Genomic DNA, 17,198 nt, shown 5'->3' with positions numbered 1-17,198 from the left:
GTGACTCAGTGCTCAATGAAAGAATTGCTTATTGTTATAATGGTTAGAGCTCTATATAATTTATATTAATTGAACGTTCAATTAAAATAAATATGCCTAAAGTTGGAATGGAACCGATACGTCGTCAGCAGTTAATTGAGGCAACGTTGGAGTCAGTTGCAGAGCTTGGTCTACATGCAACAACAATCAATAGTATTAGCAATCGTGCCGGTTTATCGTCAGGGATTATTAGCCATTATTTTGGTGGCAAGCAGGGGTTGATAGAAGCCTCCGTGCGTTATCTGCTGACAAGTTTGAAAACCAGTTTACTTTCCAAAGTTGAGCCAAATAGCAGCGCTTATACGCGCTTAATGTTTGTAGTCGAAGCTAATTTCTCATTGATTCAACAGCAAAACAAAACGACAAAAACGTGGTTGAGCTTTTGGGCGCAATCCATGCATGACGAGCAATTGCACCGTTTACAGGTCATAAACTCGAAAAGGCTCTTTAGCAACTTAACATACTCATTCCTTGCATTTTTTGACAAGGATGAAGCTCAAAAAGCTGCCAAATTGACAGCCGCTATGATTGATGGATTGTGGTTGCGAGCAGTACTGAGTAAAGCTGACGAAGCAACGTTCAAAGAAGCCGAGCTGCTGGCAAAGCAGTATATTTCATCTCTAATCTCATCTTCTGGAGTACAAGTATGACCACACTGGTTTATCAGAACTTTATCCATGGCGCTTTTATCGCCAACCAATCTCAAGAGACATTTCCAGTAAAAAACCCAGCGACTGATGAGGTGATTTATCATGTTGAGGTCGCGGATGAGTATGTTCAAAAACGCGCAATTGAAAGTGCCAAGCAAGGTTTTGCGATATGGTCAACCATGGCGCCAATGGAACGGAGTCGAATTTTAAACAAAGCAGTGGCACTGCTAAGAGAAAGAAATGATGAGTTGGCACGAATCGAAGTTTTAGATACAGGCAAGCCAGTTCAAGAAGCAGATTGTGTTGATATTCAGACAGGCGCCGATGTTATTGAATATTTCGCAGGGTTGGCACCAACACAAGTGGGTACCCAACAGCCTGTGGGCAGTGACTTTTTTTATACGCGTAAGGAACCACTGGGCATTTGCGCAGGTATTGGCGCATGGAATTATCCATTGCAAATAGCTTGCTGGAAGTCAGGTCCAGCCCTTGCCGCAGGCAATAGCTTAATCTTCAAACCCTCAGAAGAGACACCGCTTGGTGCGATAAAGCTTGCAGAAATTTTTATAGAAGCGGGCATGCCGCCGGGTGTATTTAACGTGGTACAAGGCGCTGCACAAGTTGGTCAGTGGTTAACGTCTGAACCTAATATTGAGAAAGTTTCTTTTACTGGTGAAGTTGGGACTGGCAAGCATGTCATGCAAAGTGCCGCGTCTAATCTCAAAGACGTCACGATGGAGTTGGGAGGTAAGTCGCCACTTATTGTATTCGATGATGCGGATATGTCAGAGGCTGTCAGTGCAGCGATGCTAGGCAACTTTTATACGCAAGGTGAAATATGTACCAATTGTACCAGAGTGTACGTTCATAAAGATATCTATCAGCCATTTATCGATGAACTAAAAGCGCGTACTGAGCGAAATATTATTGCGGGTAATCCACTTGATCCAAACGTAAATTTGGGTGCCTTAATTTCTAAAAAACATCAGCAACTTGTTCTTAACTATATCGAAATAGGTAAAAAGGAAGGTGCTACCCTTTTGACGGGGGGACATGCATTATCGCCACAGTCGGCACCACACGGATACTTTGTCGCGCCGACTATTTTCATTGACTGCACAGACGATATGACAATCGTAAAAGAAGAAATATTCGGGCCTGTAATGAGTATTTTGCCCTTTGAAGACGAAGCAGACGTCATTGCTCGAGCAAACGACACTGAGCTGGGCTTGGGGGCGGGTGTGTTCAGTTTAAATATCCAGCGAGCTCATAGGGTGATCCATCAGTTAAATGCAGGCATTTGCTGGATAAATAGCTATGGAAATTCACCGGCAGAAATGCCAGTTGGTGGCTACAAGCAGTCGGGGATTGGTAGAGAAAATGGCATCGAAACGCTTAACAGCTATACGCAGACAAAATCTGTGTATGTCGGTATGAGCAAAATAGAAAGCCCGTTCTAGGAGGGCTTATGTCTCAATTTGATTACATCATTGTTGGTGCCGGCTCTGCTGGTTGCGTTTTGGCAAATCGCCTTTCAGCCAACCCGCAACATAAGGTTTTATTACTTGAAACTGGCGGCTCAGACAAGAGTATCTTTATTAAAATGCCGACTGCGCTCTCTATTCCTATGAATACCAAGAAATATGCTTGGCAATTTCATACTGAGGAAGAGCCGTATTTAAATAATCGCAAAATGCACTGCCCAAGAGGAAAGGTGCTCGGTGGCTCTTCATCAATTAATGGCATGGTTTACGTGAGAGGCCATGCAAAAGATTTTGACGAGTGGGAAAGCCATGGTGCTAAAGGTTGGAACTACCAATCCTGTTTGCCCTATTTTAAAAAGGCTGAAACATGGCTTATGGGCGAAGACGACTATCGAGGTGGAGAAGGGCCGATAGGTGTCAACAATGGCAATAATATGGCAAACCCCCTTTATCGTGCTTTTATTGATGCAGGAAAAGAAGCCGGTTATCCGGTCACTTCTGATTATAACGGTGAACAGCAAGAGGGTTTTGGCCCTATGCACATGACTGTAAAAGATGGGATTCGCTGTTCAACTAGTCGTGCATATTTGGATCCAGTGAAAGCCCGAGAAAACTTGACTATTGTAACTGGTGCTCAGGTAACACGAGTGCTGTTAGAAGGTAAGCATGCAAAAGGTGTGGAATACATTTTAGAGGATGTGTTAGTCACCGCCACAGCTGACAACGAAGTTGTTTTAAGCGCTGGGCCAATTGGTTCGCCGCATATCTTGCAGTTGTCAGGCATTGGCGACTCTACAACATTGCAAAAAGCGGCTATTGAAGTAAAACACCATTTGCCAGGTGTTGGAATGAACTTACAAGACCACCTTGAGTTTTACTTTCAATATAAATGTAAACAGCCCATCACGTTAAATGGCAAACTTGGATTGATATCAAAAGGTCTGATAGGTGCAAAGTGGATTTTGAACAAATCAGGGCTGGGAGCCACGAATCATTTCGAGTCATGTGCCTTTATTCGCTCTAAAGCAGGCATCGAGTGGCCTGATATTCAGTATCACTTTTTACCTGCAGCAATTCGATACGATGGAAAATCAGCCTTTGAGGGGCACGGTTTTCAGGTTCATGTTGGACACAACAAACCAAAAAGCCGTGGCTCGGTACTCATTGAGTCAAGCGACCCGACGATGGCGCCAAAAATTCAGTTTAATTATTTGCAACATCAGGACGACATCGCAGGATTCAGGGCGTGTGTGCGCCTCACTCGAGAAATTATTTCGCAAGCGGCATTTGATGAATATCGAGACGGTGAAATTCAGCCCGGTGAGCATATTCAATCTGACGAAGAAATTGACGAATTTGTACGTCAGGCTGTGGAGAGCGCATATCATCCATCCTGTTCGTGCAAGATGGGTGAAGATGAAATGGCGGTCGTTGATGCTGAAACGCGGGTGCATGGCATAACTGGGCTGCGAGTCGTGGATTCGTCTATCTTTCCCACTATACCTAACGGAAACCTGAATGCCCCGACAATCATGGTTGCAGAAAAAGCAGCAGATATGATTTTGGGTCGCCATCTTTTGCCACGTTCAACAGCAGAACCTCTTGTTCATCCCAGCTGGCATCATCAACAGCGATAAAAATATGAAGTATTCGCCGAGTGTTGGTCCTTTGACCACCACTCGCTTGCTGAGGCGTGTCCATCCTGATTCAGGTTCGGAAAAGTAAGCAAGCGTGATAATTACAACCTTAAACGGGAAAACACATGAGTTATTTTTACTTATTTTGGGAGGGAGATAATGACCATTTGGCTTAGTGCAGGCGTATTATTTACCCTACTATCTATCGCTTTTATTCTTTACAAATGGGGCAATGTTCAAGTTGTGGGCGTGACGCCAGTTAAAACATTTACATTTATCGCCATTTTATTCACTTCGGGACTGGATGTCGGTTTGATCATGTTCCCGTTGACCGAGTTTGCAGGTTACGCAGACATAAGCGCAAGCCCAGAATATGGATTTACCAACCCGCTCGCTATTGAGTTTGGATTTTGGGGATTTCTAATCTGGGGGTTTTATTTCCTGACCTGTTTTTATTTCTGCGTAATTGAACCAAAAGTGAAATTCTTTGAAATCCCTTTGGTAAAACTTATCAACAATGTGGTCATTATTGGCACCTGTGCATTTACTGCATTTTTGCTGTTATCTAATTTACCTTGGTATCTGCCAAGTGTGGGTGATGGTGAATCCGTTGTCACATCATTTTATTTGATTGTACTTTTAGCGATTTCAATCGCCGTTTACTCTAGCACAAACATTAAATATGTAAGGCTACTCAGTGTCTCTACCACATGGGTGTTTATAGGCTTAATTGCGCTTTTATGGGTGGATGCATTCTTACTAGGCGATGGCGCAATTGGCAGTTATTTTACAAATCTTGTATTAATGGGTGACTACTTTGCCAATATGCATCACTTTGTTTTGCCTATTAATGCGTATCACGAATTTTATCTATTTTGGTGGTTTGCATGGAGCATTATGATTGGCCAATTTACGGCCCGTTTTGTGGGTGGGTTGAAGACCTATCAAGTGTTGGCCGCGATGCTGGTATTTCCCTCATTGCCCATCGCAGCTTGGTTTGCCGTTTTATACCACTATCATGAAGCAGGGATCCCCACAGAAGGATTGACCAATTTCGCGATGGTGTTTGTCGGAGTGGTGTTTGTCATCAACTCTCTAGACTCACTTATACGTTTATATACAGACAACTTAGGATTGACCACACAGCGTTTAGGTAAATACAAATATATTGCGCTCAATATTGTTGTCTTATCGCTACTCACCTTATTGTTCCAACTTAACTTTCTGCAAATTCAATGGGTGGGGGCAATTGTCATCGCGATATTCTTCGCATGTTTTGGATTTATTGTGGCTAAGAAGTTGCGTGCGGTAGGCGCAATACACAGTTCGCCAGAAGACAATGAAATTGATTTTAACAAAATAAAAACTGTCAGCTAATTATGAAAAAAATAAATAAAATTGCATTACTCCCATTGATTATGTTCTCGGGAGCCGCCACAGCCGATTTGAGCGCTACTATCACTGGCGCATCAGACTACACATTCAATGGTGTCAGCCAGACTCAAAACGACCCTGCTATCCAAGGTAGTGTCGACAAGTCTTTCGACAGCGGGCTTTATGTAGGCTCTTGGGCGTCTAATGTTGACTTTGGTGATACTGATATTGAGTGGGACTTTTATATAGGCAAATATCAAGAGCTTAACGCAGCATGGAGTGTTGACTATGGTGTTGCTTATTACACATATCATGGCGCAAGCGAATCCAGTGATGGAAATTACCCTGAAGCATATGCAAAGTTTGGATATAATAACGCTCTAGGAAAAACAGAGTTCAACTTTTGGTACAGTTGGGATTATTTTGGCGTTGGTGTGGGCCACGCCATTGCGATGATAGCGCACACTTTTGAGATTGCCCCAAATCACGCTCTAAGAGCGAGCTTTGATGTGTCTAACTCGTTGGACGGCGATAAGTGGCTTTGGAAAGACGATGAAAAGTCTTACTACCACTATCGACTGGCGTATCAAACAAGCATAGATGCGTTCAACATTGAATTGGCTGCTGAGAATACAAATTTAGATATCGATACAGCTGATGAGCGTATCGTGTTGTCGATATCTCGCACCTTCTCAATGTAATGCTCCCGAATGTTAGGTGCATTCTATCGGTGTACCTAACATTCGCGCTCTTTCTTTTGCATTAATGCCGGCAAATTTTTACTTTCACACCAAAAATCCGTACAATCATCGGCCATTGAATTACCGCGCTTTATTGGCGTTTATGCACGACATATCTGACCTTAAAAATATTTTCGACTCTCAGTTTGGCCAATCTCACAATACGCGTTTAGTGCGAGGAGATGATGAGCCCATTTACCTGCCAGCTAATGAAACATGTGGTTACCATCAGGTGATATTTGCCCATGGATTTTATGCAAGTGCATTGCACGAAATAGCACACTGGCTTGTTGCCGGTGAGACTAGAAGGTTGCAAGAAGACTACGGTTACTGGTATTGCCCAGATGGCAGAGACAAAACGCAACAAGCTGAATTTGAAAAAGTTGAAGTTAAGCCGCAGGCGATAGAGTGGGCACTCAGTGTGTCTGCTGGATTTAACTTTAATGTGTCCGTAGATAACCTAAATGGCGAACAAACCTGCCGTTTTAGTTTTCAACAAAACGTGCATGCAAAAGTAATTGAACTGATCGAGGGGGGGTTTAACTCTCGTACAGAACAACTTCTAAAAGCGTTGGCCGATTTTTATGAAACGCCTTGGCCTTTAACAGCAGAACAGTTTTCTTGGCATTGTCCACAGGAGTTTAAGCATGTCGTTTAAGTTAGGTTTGATAGTGAATCCCGTGGCAGGGTTAGGGGGGACTGTTGCGCTGAAAGGCAGCGATGGTGCCAATACCGCGAAGAAAGCACTCGAGTTGGGCGCCGAACCAAAGTCAAATACCCGCACCAAACTCGCACTAGAGCAGTTATTGCCTTATCAGCAAAGTATCGAAGTATTCACCGCCTCAGGTGAAATGGGTGAACGCATAGCGACAGAGTTAGGTTTTAATACGCATGTTGTATACCAACCTCAACTAGAGACTACACCTGATGACACCGAAGCGTTAGCGCGTATTCTTGTTGAGCAAAAAGTGGATCTTATTTTGTTTGCGGGGGGGGATGGCACCGCGAGAAATGTATGTGCGGTGGTCGATGACACTGCGCCGGTACTTGGCGTTCCTGCTGGGTGTAAAATCCACAGTGGTGTATATGCTATCACACCAAAAGCGGCGGGTCGGGTCGTAGAAATGCTCATCAATGGCGAGCTAGTGACTTTGGCTGATGCTGATGTGATGGACATTGATGAATCTGCGTTCAGACAGGGTACTGTTAAGGCGAAGCGCTACGGTGAAATGCAGGTCCCAAGCGAAGTGCGTTATGTGCAAAGTGTCAAAAACGGCGGTAAAGAAAGTGATGAGCTCGTACTGGCGGATATTGCAGCCTACGTTATTTCAGAAATGGATGAAGATATCCGTTATATCATGGGTTCTGGTTCAACAGTGGCTGCCGTTATGGAAGAATTGAGCCTTGAAAATACGTTACTTGGCGTTGACTTGATTCAAGATCATGCGCTGCTTGGTCAGGATCTCACTGCGGCGCAATTACTGGAAATGACTCAAGCGCATCCCACAAAGCTTGTCATAACTCTGATTGGGGGTCAGGGCCATATTTTTGGGCGTGGAAACCAACAGTTAAGCCCTGCTTTAATTAGACAAATTGGTAAAGAGAACATTATTGTGGTTGCGACAAAGCGCAAATTACAAGCATTAAACGGTCGCCCACTGATTGCAGATACAGGCGATCAAACACTCGATGATGAGTTGAGTGGCTATATTAAAGTTGTCACGGGGTATAATGACCATGTGATGTATGCCATTGGGCATCAAGAATAACTGAGGAGACAGAATGTCATTTGAAACCTATGTAGAGGCTGCACAGCAGTTTTTTGATGAATTAGTTGATCGTGCAAATGATGATGAGCTGTTTGCGGGTGGCTATTTAAGAGGCCATTTTGACCTTGCTGTAGGATACGCGCAAGTTGAAGAGCTCGCGCTGGCGCCCGAAGAGCTAAACAATAAAATCGAAGAGAGTTTGGTAAAAGCTTACAAAAATGGCGAACTAACCGAAGATGACAAAACCCATGTTGTAAATATTTGGGAGCAAGTAAAAGCGCTTGCAGCATAGATGTGTAAAGGGCGAACACAAGCAGTGTTCGCCTCTCTTAATGTCTACAAAATCCACTTCCAAATAACGAACAGTAGCGAAAACGCCACAAGATAAATCAAGCCTAACACCGAGAGCACTTTGACAGGTTTTGGCTGAGCAGCAAAAATCTCTCCTTTAATCAGAGACAGGTTTAGCCACGCAAAAAATGGCGTCGTTAAAAAGGCTAAAGTCATCGCAAACATCAACATATCTTTTAAATTGCCCTTGAAAAATAGCACGACGACCATGCCTAACCCAGATTGCACAGCAATGATGGCGGATAAGCTATGTTTGTTTTGATGCGGTTTAATAATTTTCAATGATTCATCGAGTGTTCGAGCATAACCATCCAACACGGTAAGGGTTGTACCAAACATACATAAAAACGCGACGACAGCAATTAACCACCTTGCCCACTCACCAATGGTGAGTGCATACATGTCTATGAGTTGTTTAGAAAATGCCACGCCAGCAAGCTCTATTTCTTGAGCTTGGCCATATTGTAGTAGTACACCTAAAACAAAAAACATTAACGCCAATAATAAAGTCACGCCATACCCGAGGTTAAAGTCAAACAAACTTTGCTCTCTGGTTAGCTGGTTGGTTTTCAATTTAGTCTTTAGCCACAAAGAGTTGATCGCAGAAATCTCGATGGGAGCGGGCATCCAGCCCATTAATGCCACCATGAACCCCAGTAAAGCGAGCTCATAAGGAGAGGGGGGAATGGTTGGCACAGGGTGCGCAGGACCATTTGATACTGCAACGATCAGGGCTGTGGTTGTTGCTACACAGAGGAACGCCATGATTACTTTACTTGCGCTATCGAGAAGCCTGTAATGGCCAAAAATTAAAATGGCTAAACACACCACGAGCAACCCATAACAAATTGTTGTGAGTCCTAGTGACCATGGCAAAATGTACTGTAATAAGGCAGCTGTAAGTAAGAGCACACCGGCGGAGTTAACCACAGCAGCAAGTAAGTTAATAATGACAAAGAGATAAAACAAAGAAGGGTTTTTATCTTTATATCCTTTTACTAAGCTTTGCTTTGTATGCAGCGTATACTCAACGCCAAATCTAAAAAATGGATACTTGAGTATGTTGACTGCAATGATGATCCACAGTAACTGCCAGCCAAATAACGCACCAGCTTGGGTCGCGGCGACTAGGTGAGAGCCGCCAACGGCAGCTGTAGCCATAAGTATACCAGGCCCCAAAGATTTGCTTTTTGATAAAAATCCAGATAACACGATGATTCCTTTTTTATTGGCTATGTTAACTTGTGTGTAAAATTATCCAAGTAAAATTAACATACCGTTTTGAACCGCTACATTATTACTCAAGAAGTTGAGTGATCTGGTCGAATCTGACGCTTAATTGGATTTTCGTTGTCGAAATAGTGTTTTACAAACGTAACAAAGGCTTTGGTCTTAGGTGCAGGATACACGAGTTGTGGATAAAACAGATAAATATGATTATTTGGTTTCGACGTAAATTGCGGCAGTACTTCTTGCAACGCGCCTGTTTGAAGCTCCTGTTGAATGAAATAACGCGCAACCTTCATAAGCCCGTGGCCTTGTATTGCATGATGTTTCAGTAATGTATTGTCGTTACTCGATAACCAACCTTTCACTGGTACGTTGTGCTGACTAAATTGCCAAGCGCTACTTTTATTCATTGTTAAGCATTGATGCGACATTAAATCCCTAGGGGAAGAAATTGGCGAGTGAGCCGATAAATACCTTGGGGCTGCCACGACAGGGTGGTTATAACTGAATAGCTTGGCTGCAACCATGTTTTCTGGGGGGGTGAGTGTCGCCCTAAAACCCAGATCAAAGTCTTTTACATTTAAGTCATGGGTTTGATAGCTGGCGTCAATTTCAAACTGAACATCTGGGTATTGTGAGTTAAATTTGGTACAGATATCCAGCAGAAACGTTTGTGCAAACATACGTGGTGCAGTCAGTCTGAGCTTTCCCTCTACTCGTTCATGACTCAGGCTTCTTTCAATATCATACAATTTCGCTCGCAGGTTCTTTCCTTCAGCAAAGAGCTGCATACCATATTGTGTCAGTTTAACATTTCTGGTGGTGCGTAATAAGAGAGGAGCTTTTAACTGCTGTTCGAGTTTTTTTATTTGCTCAGAGAGATGTCCTTTGGAAATACCCAGCGAAGCCGCTGCTTTGGTGAAGTTCAATTCTTCAGCCAACTTCACAAATAACATAATGAGCTCTATACGTTTATGCTCTTTCAAGGGCCTCACCTATTAAATTTTGTTTATTATACTGAACAATGCGTTCTGAAAAAGGCTATTTTATTTTTATATAAGAACAATATCATAAGTAGATTGAACGAGTGAACTAACAGGACGACAGAATGCGTAAAAGTATCCCAATTCAACAACACTTTGCTAAAGCAAGTCATATTGCATATGGATGCATGGGACTGAGCGGTGACATAAATAGGGGGGACGTGATATCAAATAAAGAGATTGCTATGGCGCAAGGTGCTGTTGAGTGCGCACTGGCGTGTGGAATCAATTACTTTGATCATGCAGATATTTATCGACAGGGTCGCGCTGAGATAGTATTTGGAAAAATATTAGCTAAATCGCCTCATTTGAGAGAGCACATGATCATTCAATCTAAATGTGGCATTCGAACACAGCATGGCAACAATTTTGGTTGCTATGACTTTTCGCCCCAATGGGTTAGTCATTCGGTAAATGGCATTCTAGAGCGCCTTGGCATTGAGTATCTTGATGTTTTAATGCTTCATCGTCCAGATCCTCTGGTGGAAATTGAAGAGTTGGGTCGCGCACTCACAGAATTAAAGCAAGCCGGAAAAATTAACCATATTGCCGTGTCAAATATGAATGGCCATCAAATAGCGTTGCTGCAATCAGCCGTTGATATGCCAATTATCGCGAATCAGATTGAAATGAGCTTATCAAAGTTAGACTGGATTGATGATGGCGTCATGGTTGGAACGTATGGTAACCATCAGATTGACTTTGTCAGCGGCACACTTGAGTACTGCCAATTAAACAGCGTGCAACTTCAAGCATGGGGAAGTTTATCAAAAGGCATGTTTTGTGAACAGGGTCTATACTCTAGTAATCAAAATGTAAGAAATACAGCGGAGTTAGTTAAACAATTATCAAATAAGTACCAGGTTGAAAGAGAAGCTATCGTGTTGGCATTTTTAATGCGTCATCCAGCGGGGATTCAGCCTGTGATTGGTACAACAAACGTAAATCGAATTAGAAATGCGGTAGGCGCCCTTGGAATTAACCTAGAAAGACACGACTGGTTCAATTTGTACGTGACGGCTAGGGGGGAAGTTTTACCTTAAAAAAATCATGAAATCATAGATCTCATGGAGTTTTACTATGACTACACATCCATTTTGCAAACTTGAAACTGGCAAAGGCGCAACCTTTGTTGTAACGCCCTGTCCAGGCACTCAAGGTGTTGCGTTATTCTCTTCAATTAAACAACTAAAAGAGCAAGGCGTCAGTGCTGTTTTGACCATTATGAGTGATCAAGAGCTCATTCAAAGTGGTGCATGTGACCTAGAAGCTGTGTGTGAGAGCACAGAGGTTAAATGGTTACAATTGAGTGTGCCTAGCGGTGCAGGTCTTGGCGATGAGTTACAAAGTATCGTCCAAAATCAAATCCCCACGATTATGGCTGCCATGTCAGGTGGTAAAGTAATTGCCATACATAGTAAAGGGGGATCGGGAAGAACACGGTTTGTTATTGGACTCTTACTGATCGCGCTGGGTATGAGCAAAGAAGAGGCTGGTATGTTAGTCAAATCTGTGTCAGGTCCAATTACGCAACTTCCATACTAATTAAACCGTTGAAATGCAGCTGGTCATCCAAATACCCTTTGGGATGAGCAGTTGCACTGCTTATACCCCCCCCTTAACAACTGCAATTACTGAATTAATCCCCAATTAAGAAACATAAAGTGTCATTCTACGCAAAGAGGTCATATCAGTGCTGTAATTTACTGATAATCATCACTTTTATTCGTTTTTTTGGGTTTTTGTTCCTATATTGATGTAATACCAAAAGGTCATTTTTACTAGTTTTACTAGAGCTTTTGTTTAGTTATTGGTAATAATAAGTGCAACTTTTGACAGGGTATAGATGAATAGTTTAATACCAAAGTATTGATTTTTTCCAGGGATGTTTGCTTAACACAGTTAACCTTAATGCCACTGGAGTTTGTACATGCACTTATTTGAATCGCACTCAACCCGACCTGAAAATGGCGCTCGACCGCTTGCAACTTACATTGTTTTCACGCTTGTGCTGCTTATTCTGACGGTCGCAAGTTTTCCGACTAAAGCGCTGGTGATCATGTCTGGTGAGTTGGACCGACATTTAAAGTCTTATAATTATGGCACTAAAGCTGACAACAAATGGGTGCAACCCAGTGGTGATTTTCAAGCGCGTTTCAAAACACTATTTGAAGCGTTTCATCAACAAAACTGGCCTTTGGCTGATGAGTTAGCTCAGGCTTTAAACTATCAGGTTGTGCAATTTAAAGATGTTGATACAGATAAGGTTTATTACTTACTGCAAGAAAAATATCAGCTACCTAGCGAGCAGTTTATGGGTGGGGGCACCTATGTTTTGAACATTGCAGGCACAAATGCAGTGTTGCAAGCGCCACACCCCAAAAGAGATTCATTCACAGGCACCCAAGCGATAGACGCCTTTTTATACACGCAAACAAAGCTGTTAATGTTGGCGGGTACTCGTCGTGATAGCAGTCATGATGTAAGTGTATGTACAGGCACAAATTACTCAGCGAGTGATGTTGCCCATCAGACTGAGTCATTGTTCCAAGTGGTACATGAGTACATGAGTGATTACGATTTAGAAACGGTCTTTATTCAATATCATGGATTCGGTAAGACGACACGTGCCAAACTACAGGCTCAATGTAATACAGATAATGATTTGATGCTGAATTTGAGTGAAAGTGTACGTTATGCGACGAATAATCCGGAGCACAGCATTTTACATGCCATTCGTCGCAGTGTTGAAAGTGAAGGTGTTATAAAGGCGTGTGTATATGGTAATGATACCAGAAGTTTAGGAGGAACGTGGAATGTTCAAGGCCGTCACACGAATGATTCAGTTGACAGTTGCCATAAAAGTGCGGATGCGTCTTCGAAACGTTTTATCCACTTGGAGCAAAGCTACGGCGTTAGAAAATACCATCGCAAAGCCATGCAAAGACATCTGAAAAATGCGTTGGACGAATACTTTCAATAACCCAATTGAATCTCATTGAAAGTAAAAAGGCGCCCAAGGCGCCTTTTTTATGTATGGGGTGTCGTAGAAACCACAATACCGTTTTATTTTGATACGCAATCAATATTTTTATCGAATAATGTGTCTGTTATAGGCTTATTTTTGTTTTTAAGGTCTCAATTATTCTCGCATCAACCCAATAAATATCGTGATCATTGTTAGGTGTCTCGCGGGTAAAAAACAAAAACTTGCCATCGGGTGTCACACTTGCTGATGCTTCTCTAGCAGAAGTATTAATCGATGCCCCCATATTAACCGCTTCGCTCCAAGTACCGTCAACTTGCTTAAAGCTAATGTAGAGATCTGAATCACCAAAGCCAGTTTGTCGAACACCATCCCAGATGATGTATGAGTCATCTGGTGCAATAAATGGGTGCGCATTGTATTTCCCTGTGTTGATTTGAGGACCTAACGCTATTGGCGGGAGGCGTTCACCATTTTTAAGCTCTGAAATTCTAATGATGTCACCACTTTTATAGTCGTCCAAAACATAGGTCTTTGAACTAGATGCACTTAAACGCATAATGCCCCAATCATGCCTATCGAACATTGGGCCTATTCGTTTAAGCTGCGACCAACCGCAATCAGTTCGCGTCATATAATATTTGCCCAAATACATCGTCTCGCCATCGGGTGCGAGCAGTGGCCTGCCGATTCTAGGTCCAACTACCGAATGGTGCCATTGTTTGTCTTTATATACGTATGAAATGAGATCCCAAGCTTCCGAGTTTAAGTCTTTTTTAGTGAAGTAAAACTCTGTCATATCGGGAGAAAAGAATGGATTCGTTTCCCTGTGTTTAGTTGAAACAAGATCAGGCGCGAATACTACTGGTGTACTGCCAGGCATTTTTTGTCCGAGATATGGCGCTGAGTGGGACTGAGTGCGTGCTTGAGCATCTGGCTGCATACTGGAAAGTATGACTGGTGTTAAAATAGCGATTGTGCATAAACGTACTGTCATTAATTTTATCCTATTAAAAGTCTAGAAATAACGAATGTTATGTACGCTAACGAAAATAGCCATGCATGAATTGATGTTACAGTGACGTTTTGCTGATTGATGCTTGCAAGATATTAAAATTATTCTTTTCAGAAGGTTATACTAATTTACGACAGTTTGACGGGTCGTTGTTGGCGCCAAATAGTGTATGTAATCTTGTTCTTTTAGCCCGGCTTCTTTGGTCGAGCGAAGTAGTAATTCATTGAGTGAACTATCATTTATGCCACTCCTGAGTGCTTTGCTACACATCTTGATCGTGTCTTTAAATTCTCCAGAATCAAACAACTTGGATGCAAAGTCGACATAGGCTTGTTGTTGTGTTGCTTCTTCTTGATATATTTTTGCGAAAATTTCTCTGTGCATTAACCCAGCCAAAACATAATGACTGTTGCGATGTTGCTTTCCTAGCGCTTTATGTGCACTAAATAGCATTTCTTTTGCTTGCTCCATATCACCCGCTAAATGAAATAAGTAAGCAATAATTGTAATCGCACTAGGGTTGTTTGAGGTTTGACTTAACTGCAACAACTTGCCACTGGCAGCAGCCGTCTCGCCTTCAACAAGCATCATCATAACGAACATTAAGTTAAACTCATCCGGGCAGTACTTCTGAATATTACTTGCTGAGTGCATCAGAAGTGCTTTTAATTCCAGCTGCCTAACTTTGAGGTCTTTTGGTTTCGTTTCAAGCTTGGTATTCAGTGTATCTAATAACTTGAGCTTAATAGATAAAGCATTCAACAGAGTAGAGAGAGCGGGATCTTCTTGGTAAGTTCGCTCTTTACGTTTGATTAGGTTATCTACAGCATCCAGTTCATCAGAAACGTGAAGTACCATGAGGCTTAGTCTAAACATGCTGGGCGACATGTCTTCAATCGGAAATGCCAAAACTTGCGCAGCCGCAAGCTCGCGATTGTTTGTTTGAAATGCAATATATATTTGCCAATAAAAGACCCTAACAGGGTAGTCCTGTCGAGTTTGCGTTTCCGATAAAAATGCCTTGCACGCGTCAAAGTCTCTTAATTCATAATTGACGTGAAATAACGACCATTTTGCCCATTGAATATTTCTCTCGGTTAGCGGCAGCAAAAGTTTTTTCGCTAATGTGTAGTGTCCCAGTTTAAGCAAGAGGTTCACCAAAAGCTGGTTTCTGGCCTTTTTCAAATAGTTTGGATACTCTTGCTTTCTCAGTTCCTTCAATTTGAATAATGCACTTTTATATTTTTTATTTTCAATACAGTGGTATGCGTGTTTAAACTCTTTTACTTGTAAAGTATGCTCATCAAGAATTGTCACCAGATCTTGCATGGTGTAGGGCACTTCAAGTAGCTGATTACTATGAAAAGGATACTCACAAGCATAGTCGAAAGCGCTTTGCCTTTGCGCCATGTATACCAGCCTTGTCGTCGATGGGAGTACGTTATTTGATACGAGATCACTCACAAGATCGTACAAATTTTTGATGGTATCAATGCGATTATCTAAGAATACGATATCGTAGGTATTTTGTTTTGCTGAGAGTTCAAACGCACTGCCTGAACGGTACGAGCGCACGTGTGAAATTCCTTGCTTGTTCAACAAGGCTTCTAAAAATCTGATGTTGTCGCTATTGTGATCGACTATTGCAATTCTTAGATCTTTGTATTGCACTATTTTCCCTTTCCGACCGTGAATCATCTTCTACAAGCTAATTACACATTAACTTTGTTCATAATTTTGGAACGTGTATTCTAATCGCTTTCTTTTCGCAATCATAGATCTAAATTCACTTTCATTTACATTTATTTAAAAAGTGAAATCGTTCCAATATAAACTAGACGGTTGAAATAAATATTTATTTTAGAATTGGCAACTTAACACTGCGGCTTTTGTTTCTGGTGCAGTGTTAAGTAAACAGGGATGAATAAATTTATGAGAAGGTGTCGTGTTTATGAAAAGAGCTCTTCTACATCATCTTTGATATCTTGATAGGCATCTTCATCGAGTTCTAAAACATGCAGTATGTCAGTTTTTAAATAACCCCAATCTGGCACCGATACAAAGCGTTTGTTGATTTGCACTAAGTGTTCTGCCATTTTTAGTGCAGCCATGGAGCAGGCGAAGTCTTGCTCATGAGGTTCTTTGAAAAACTCTAGGTCATGATGCCTTAGAATAAGCTTGCAAATCGGTTTAGGTAAATTCCAGCTTGTTGCTAAAAAATACCCTATGGTTGCATGGTTTGTGTTGTAAATGGCACTTTCTTGATCGACCAATAACATGTCATGATTATTGTTTGCACTGGACAACACATTGACATAGTCATCAAATTTAAGTGCCATTGCCGGTATACCAGCGTCATGAAACAGTCCGAGCATGTGTAAGCTTTCTAGAGGGACCTCAACAGGCATTTTTCTGCCGATAAGCATGGCAACCTCGGATATTTCATTGGCGGTATCCCAAAACCTTTCCAAACTTATACAGCATTGAGATTGATCATAGGCCTGCTTTAACAAAAAGCCCGTCACAAGGTTGGTGACACTGTTCAAGCCTAAAAACATGACTGCTTGTTTGATATCCGTAATAGTACGAGAAAAGCCATACGAAGAGGAGTTGATGACTTTTAGAACCGCAGCGGACGTTGCAACGTCTGTTGCTATCAAATCAGCGATTTGTCCAAGTTCAGGTTCGCTTGATTGGAGTAATTCATGTAGTTGCGTGAGGAGTTCAGGTTTTGGTGGGAGTGAAAACCCTTTTTCTACGTCATTGAGCACAATGTTATCAATTTCTATCATAACTAATCCACTTATGATGCGTTGTTATACGACGCGATTTTTCGGCACTGAGGTAAGGTTAGTATAGTCTGTATGGTTAGAATTTTTA

General features: G+C 42.1%; 16 protein-coding genes. 11 read left to right on the top strand and 5 right to left on the bottom strand.

Going from position 1 to position 17,198, the window contains the following annotated elements; genetic code table 11:
• The first annotated feature begins 92 nt into the window (after positions 1-92).
• The 8 genes from betI to L1286_RS12170 all read left to right on the top strand — a co-directional run bounded on the left by betI (position 93) and on the right by L1286_RS12170 (position 7,985).
• Positions 93-689 carry a transcriptional regulator BetI gene (betI, locus tag L1286_RS12205; protein ID WP_235407328.1) on the top strand — a complete coding sequence of 199 codons (597 nt, stop codon included), beginning with the start codon at positions 93-95 and terminating at the stop codon, positions 687-689.
• The gene (gene betB / locus L1286_RS12200) at positions 686-2,149 is read left to right on the top strand and encodes a betaine-aldehyde dehydrogenase (RefSeq protein ID WP_235407327.1); all 1,464 of its coding nucleotides are present in this window, start codon (positions 686-688) and stop codon (positions 2,147-2,149) included. Before betI ends, betB begins: the two co-directional genes overlap by 4 nt.
• Positions 2,150-2,157: 8 nt before the next feature.
• On the top strand, positions 2,158-3,810 hold the full coding sequence (gene betA / locus L1286_RS12195) for a choline dehydrogenase (RefSeq protein WP_235407326.1): 1,653 nt from the start codon (positions 2,158-2,160) through the stop codon (positions 3,808-3,810).
• A 159-nt stretch (positions 3,811-3,969) separates the two neighbouring features.
• Positions 3,970-5,187, top strand: coding sequence for a BCCT family transporter (locus L1286_RS12190; RefSeq protein WP_235407325.1), 1,218 nt, complete (start codon positions 3,970-3,972; stop codon positions 5,185-5,187).
• Between the two features lie 2 nt (positions 5,188-5,189).
• Positions 5,190-5,885 carry a TorF family putative porin gene (locus tag L1286_RS12185; RefSeq protein WP_268832324.1) on the top strand — a complete coding sequence of 232 codons (696 nt, stop codon included), beginning with the start codon at positions 5,190-5,192 and terminating at the stop codon, positions 5,883-5,885.
• A 142-nt stretch (positions 5,886-6,027) separates the two neighbouring features.
• Positions 6,028-6,582 carry an elongation factor P hydroxylase gene (locus tag L1286_RS12180; protein WP_235407324.1) on the top strand — a complete coding sequence of 185 codons (555 nt, stop codon included), beginning with the start codon at positions 6,028-6,030 and terminating at the stop codon, positions 6,580-6,582.
• Complete coding sequence (locus L1286_RS12175) at positions 6,572-7,693, top strand: ATP-NAD kinase family protein (protein WP_235407323.1); 1,122 nt, start codon at positions 6,572-6,574, stop codon at positions 7,691-7,693. The genes L1286_RS12180 and L1286_RS12175 overlap by 11 nt, the downstream gene beginning before the upstream one ends.
• A 13-nt stretch (positions 7,694-7,706) precedes the next feature.
• Positions 7,707-7,985, top strand: a complete 279-nt coding sequence (locus tag L1286_RS12170) for a YfcL family protein (RefSeq protein ID WP_235407322.1) — start codon at positions 7,707-7,709, stop codon at positions 7,983-7,985.
• 44 nt (positions 7,986-8,029) lie between these two features.
• On the opposite strand, the gene L1286_RS12165 is transcribed toward L1286_RS12170, so the two are convergent.
• Positions 8,030-9,205, bottom strand: coding sequence for an NRAMP family divalent metal transporter (locus L1286_RS12165; protein WP_235407321.1), 1,176 nt, complete (start codon positions 9,203-9,205; stop codon positions 8,030-8,032).
• A 140-nt stretch (positions 9,206-9,345) separates the two neighbouring features.
• Positions 9,346-10,260 (bottom strand): LysR family transcriptional regulator, encoded by a 915-nt coding sequence (locus L1286_RS12160; protein ID WP_235407320.1) that lies wholly within the window; start codon positions 10,258-10,260, stop codon positions 9,346-9,348.
• A 122-nt stretch (positions 10,261-10,382) separates the two neighbouring features.
• On the opposite strand from L1286_RS12160, the gene L1286_RS12155 reads away from it, so the two are divergent.
• From L1286_RS12155 to L1286_RS12145, 3 genes are all read left to right on the top strand, one after another.
• Entirely contained in the window at positions 10,383-11,360 is a 978-nt protein-coding gene (locus L1286_RS12155) for an aldo/keto reductase (protein ID WP_235407319.1), read from the top strand.
• A gap of 37 nt (positions 11,361-11,397) precedes the next feature.
• On the top strand, positions 11,398-11,862 hold the full coding sequence (locus L1286_RS12150) for a protein phosphatase (protein WP_235407318.1): 465 nt from the start codon (positions 11,398-11,400) through the stop codon (positions 11,860-11,862).
• 385 nt (positions 11,863-12,247) lie between these two features.
• Positions 12,248-13,300, top strand: a complete 1,053-nt coding sequence (locus L1286_RS12145) for a hypothetical protein (RefSeq protein ID WP_235407317.1) — start codon at positions 12,248-12,250, stop codon at positions 13,298-13,300.
• Between the two features lie 127 nt (positions 13,301-13,427).
• On the opposite strand, the gene L1286_RS12140 is transcribed toward L1286_RS12145, so the two are convergent.
• From L1286_RS12140 to L1286_RS12130, 3 genes are all read right to left on the bottom strand, one after another.
• Positions 13,428-14,300 (bottom strand): hypothetical protein, encoded by an 873-nt coding sequence (locus L1286_RS12140; RefSeq protein ID WP_235407316.1) that lies wholly within the window; start codon positions 14,298-14,300, stop codon positions 13,428-13,430.
• Positions 14,301-14,441: 141 nt separating this feature from the next.
• Positions 14,442-15,989, bottom strand: coding sequence for a response regulator (locus L1286_RS12135; protein WP_235407315.1), 1,548 nt, complete (start codon positions 15,987-15,989; stop codon positions 14,442-14,444).
• A gap of 278 nt (positions 15,990-16,267) precedes the next feature.
• On the bottom strand, positions 16,268-17,110 hold the full coding sequence (locus tag L1286_RS12130) for an HDOD domain-containing protein (protein WP_235407314.1): 843 nt from the start codon (positions 17,108-17,110) through the stop codon (positions 16,268-16,270).
• Positions 17,111-17,198: the final 88 nt, after the last annotated feature.

Origin of the sequence: Pseudoalteromonas sp. SMS1 (assembly GCF_021530565.1) — a bacterium.
Lineage (GTDB): Bacteria > Pseudomonadota > Gammaproteobacteria > Enterobacterales > Alteromonadaceae > Pseudoalteromonas.
This window is presented reverse-complemented; position numbering and strand designations above follow the sequence as displayed.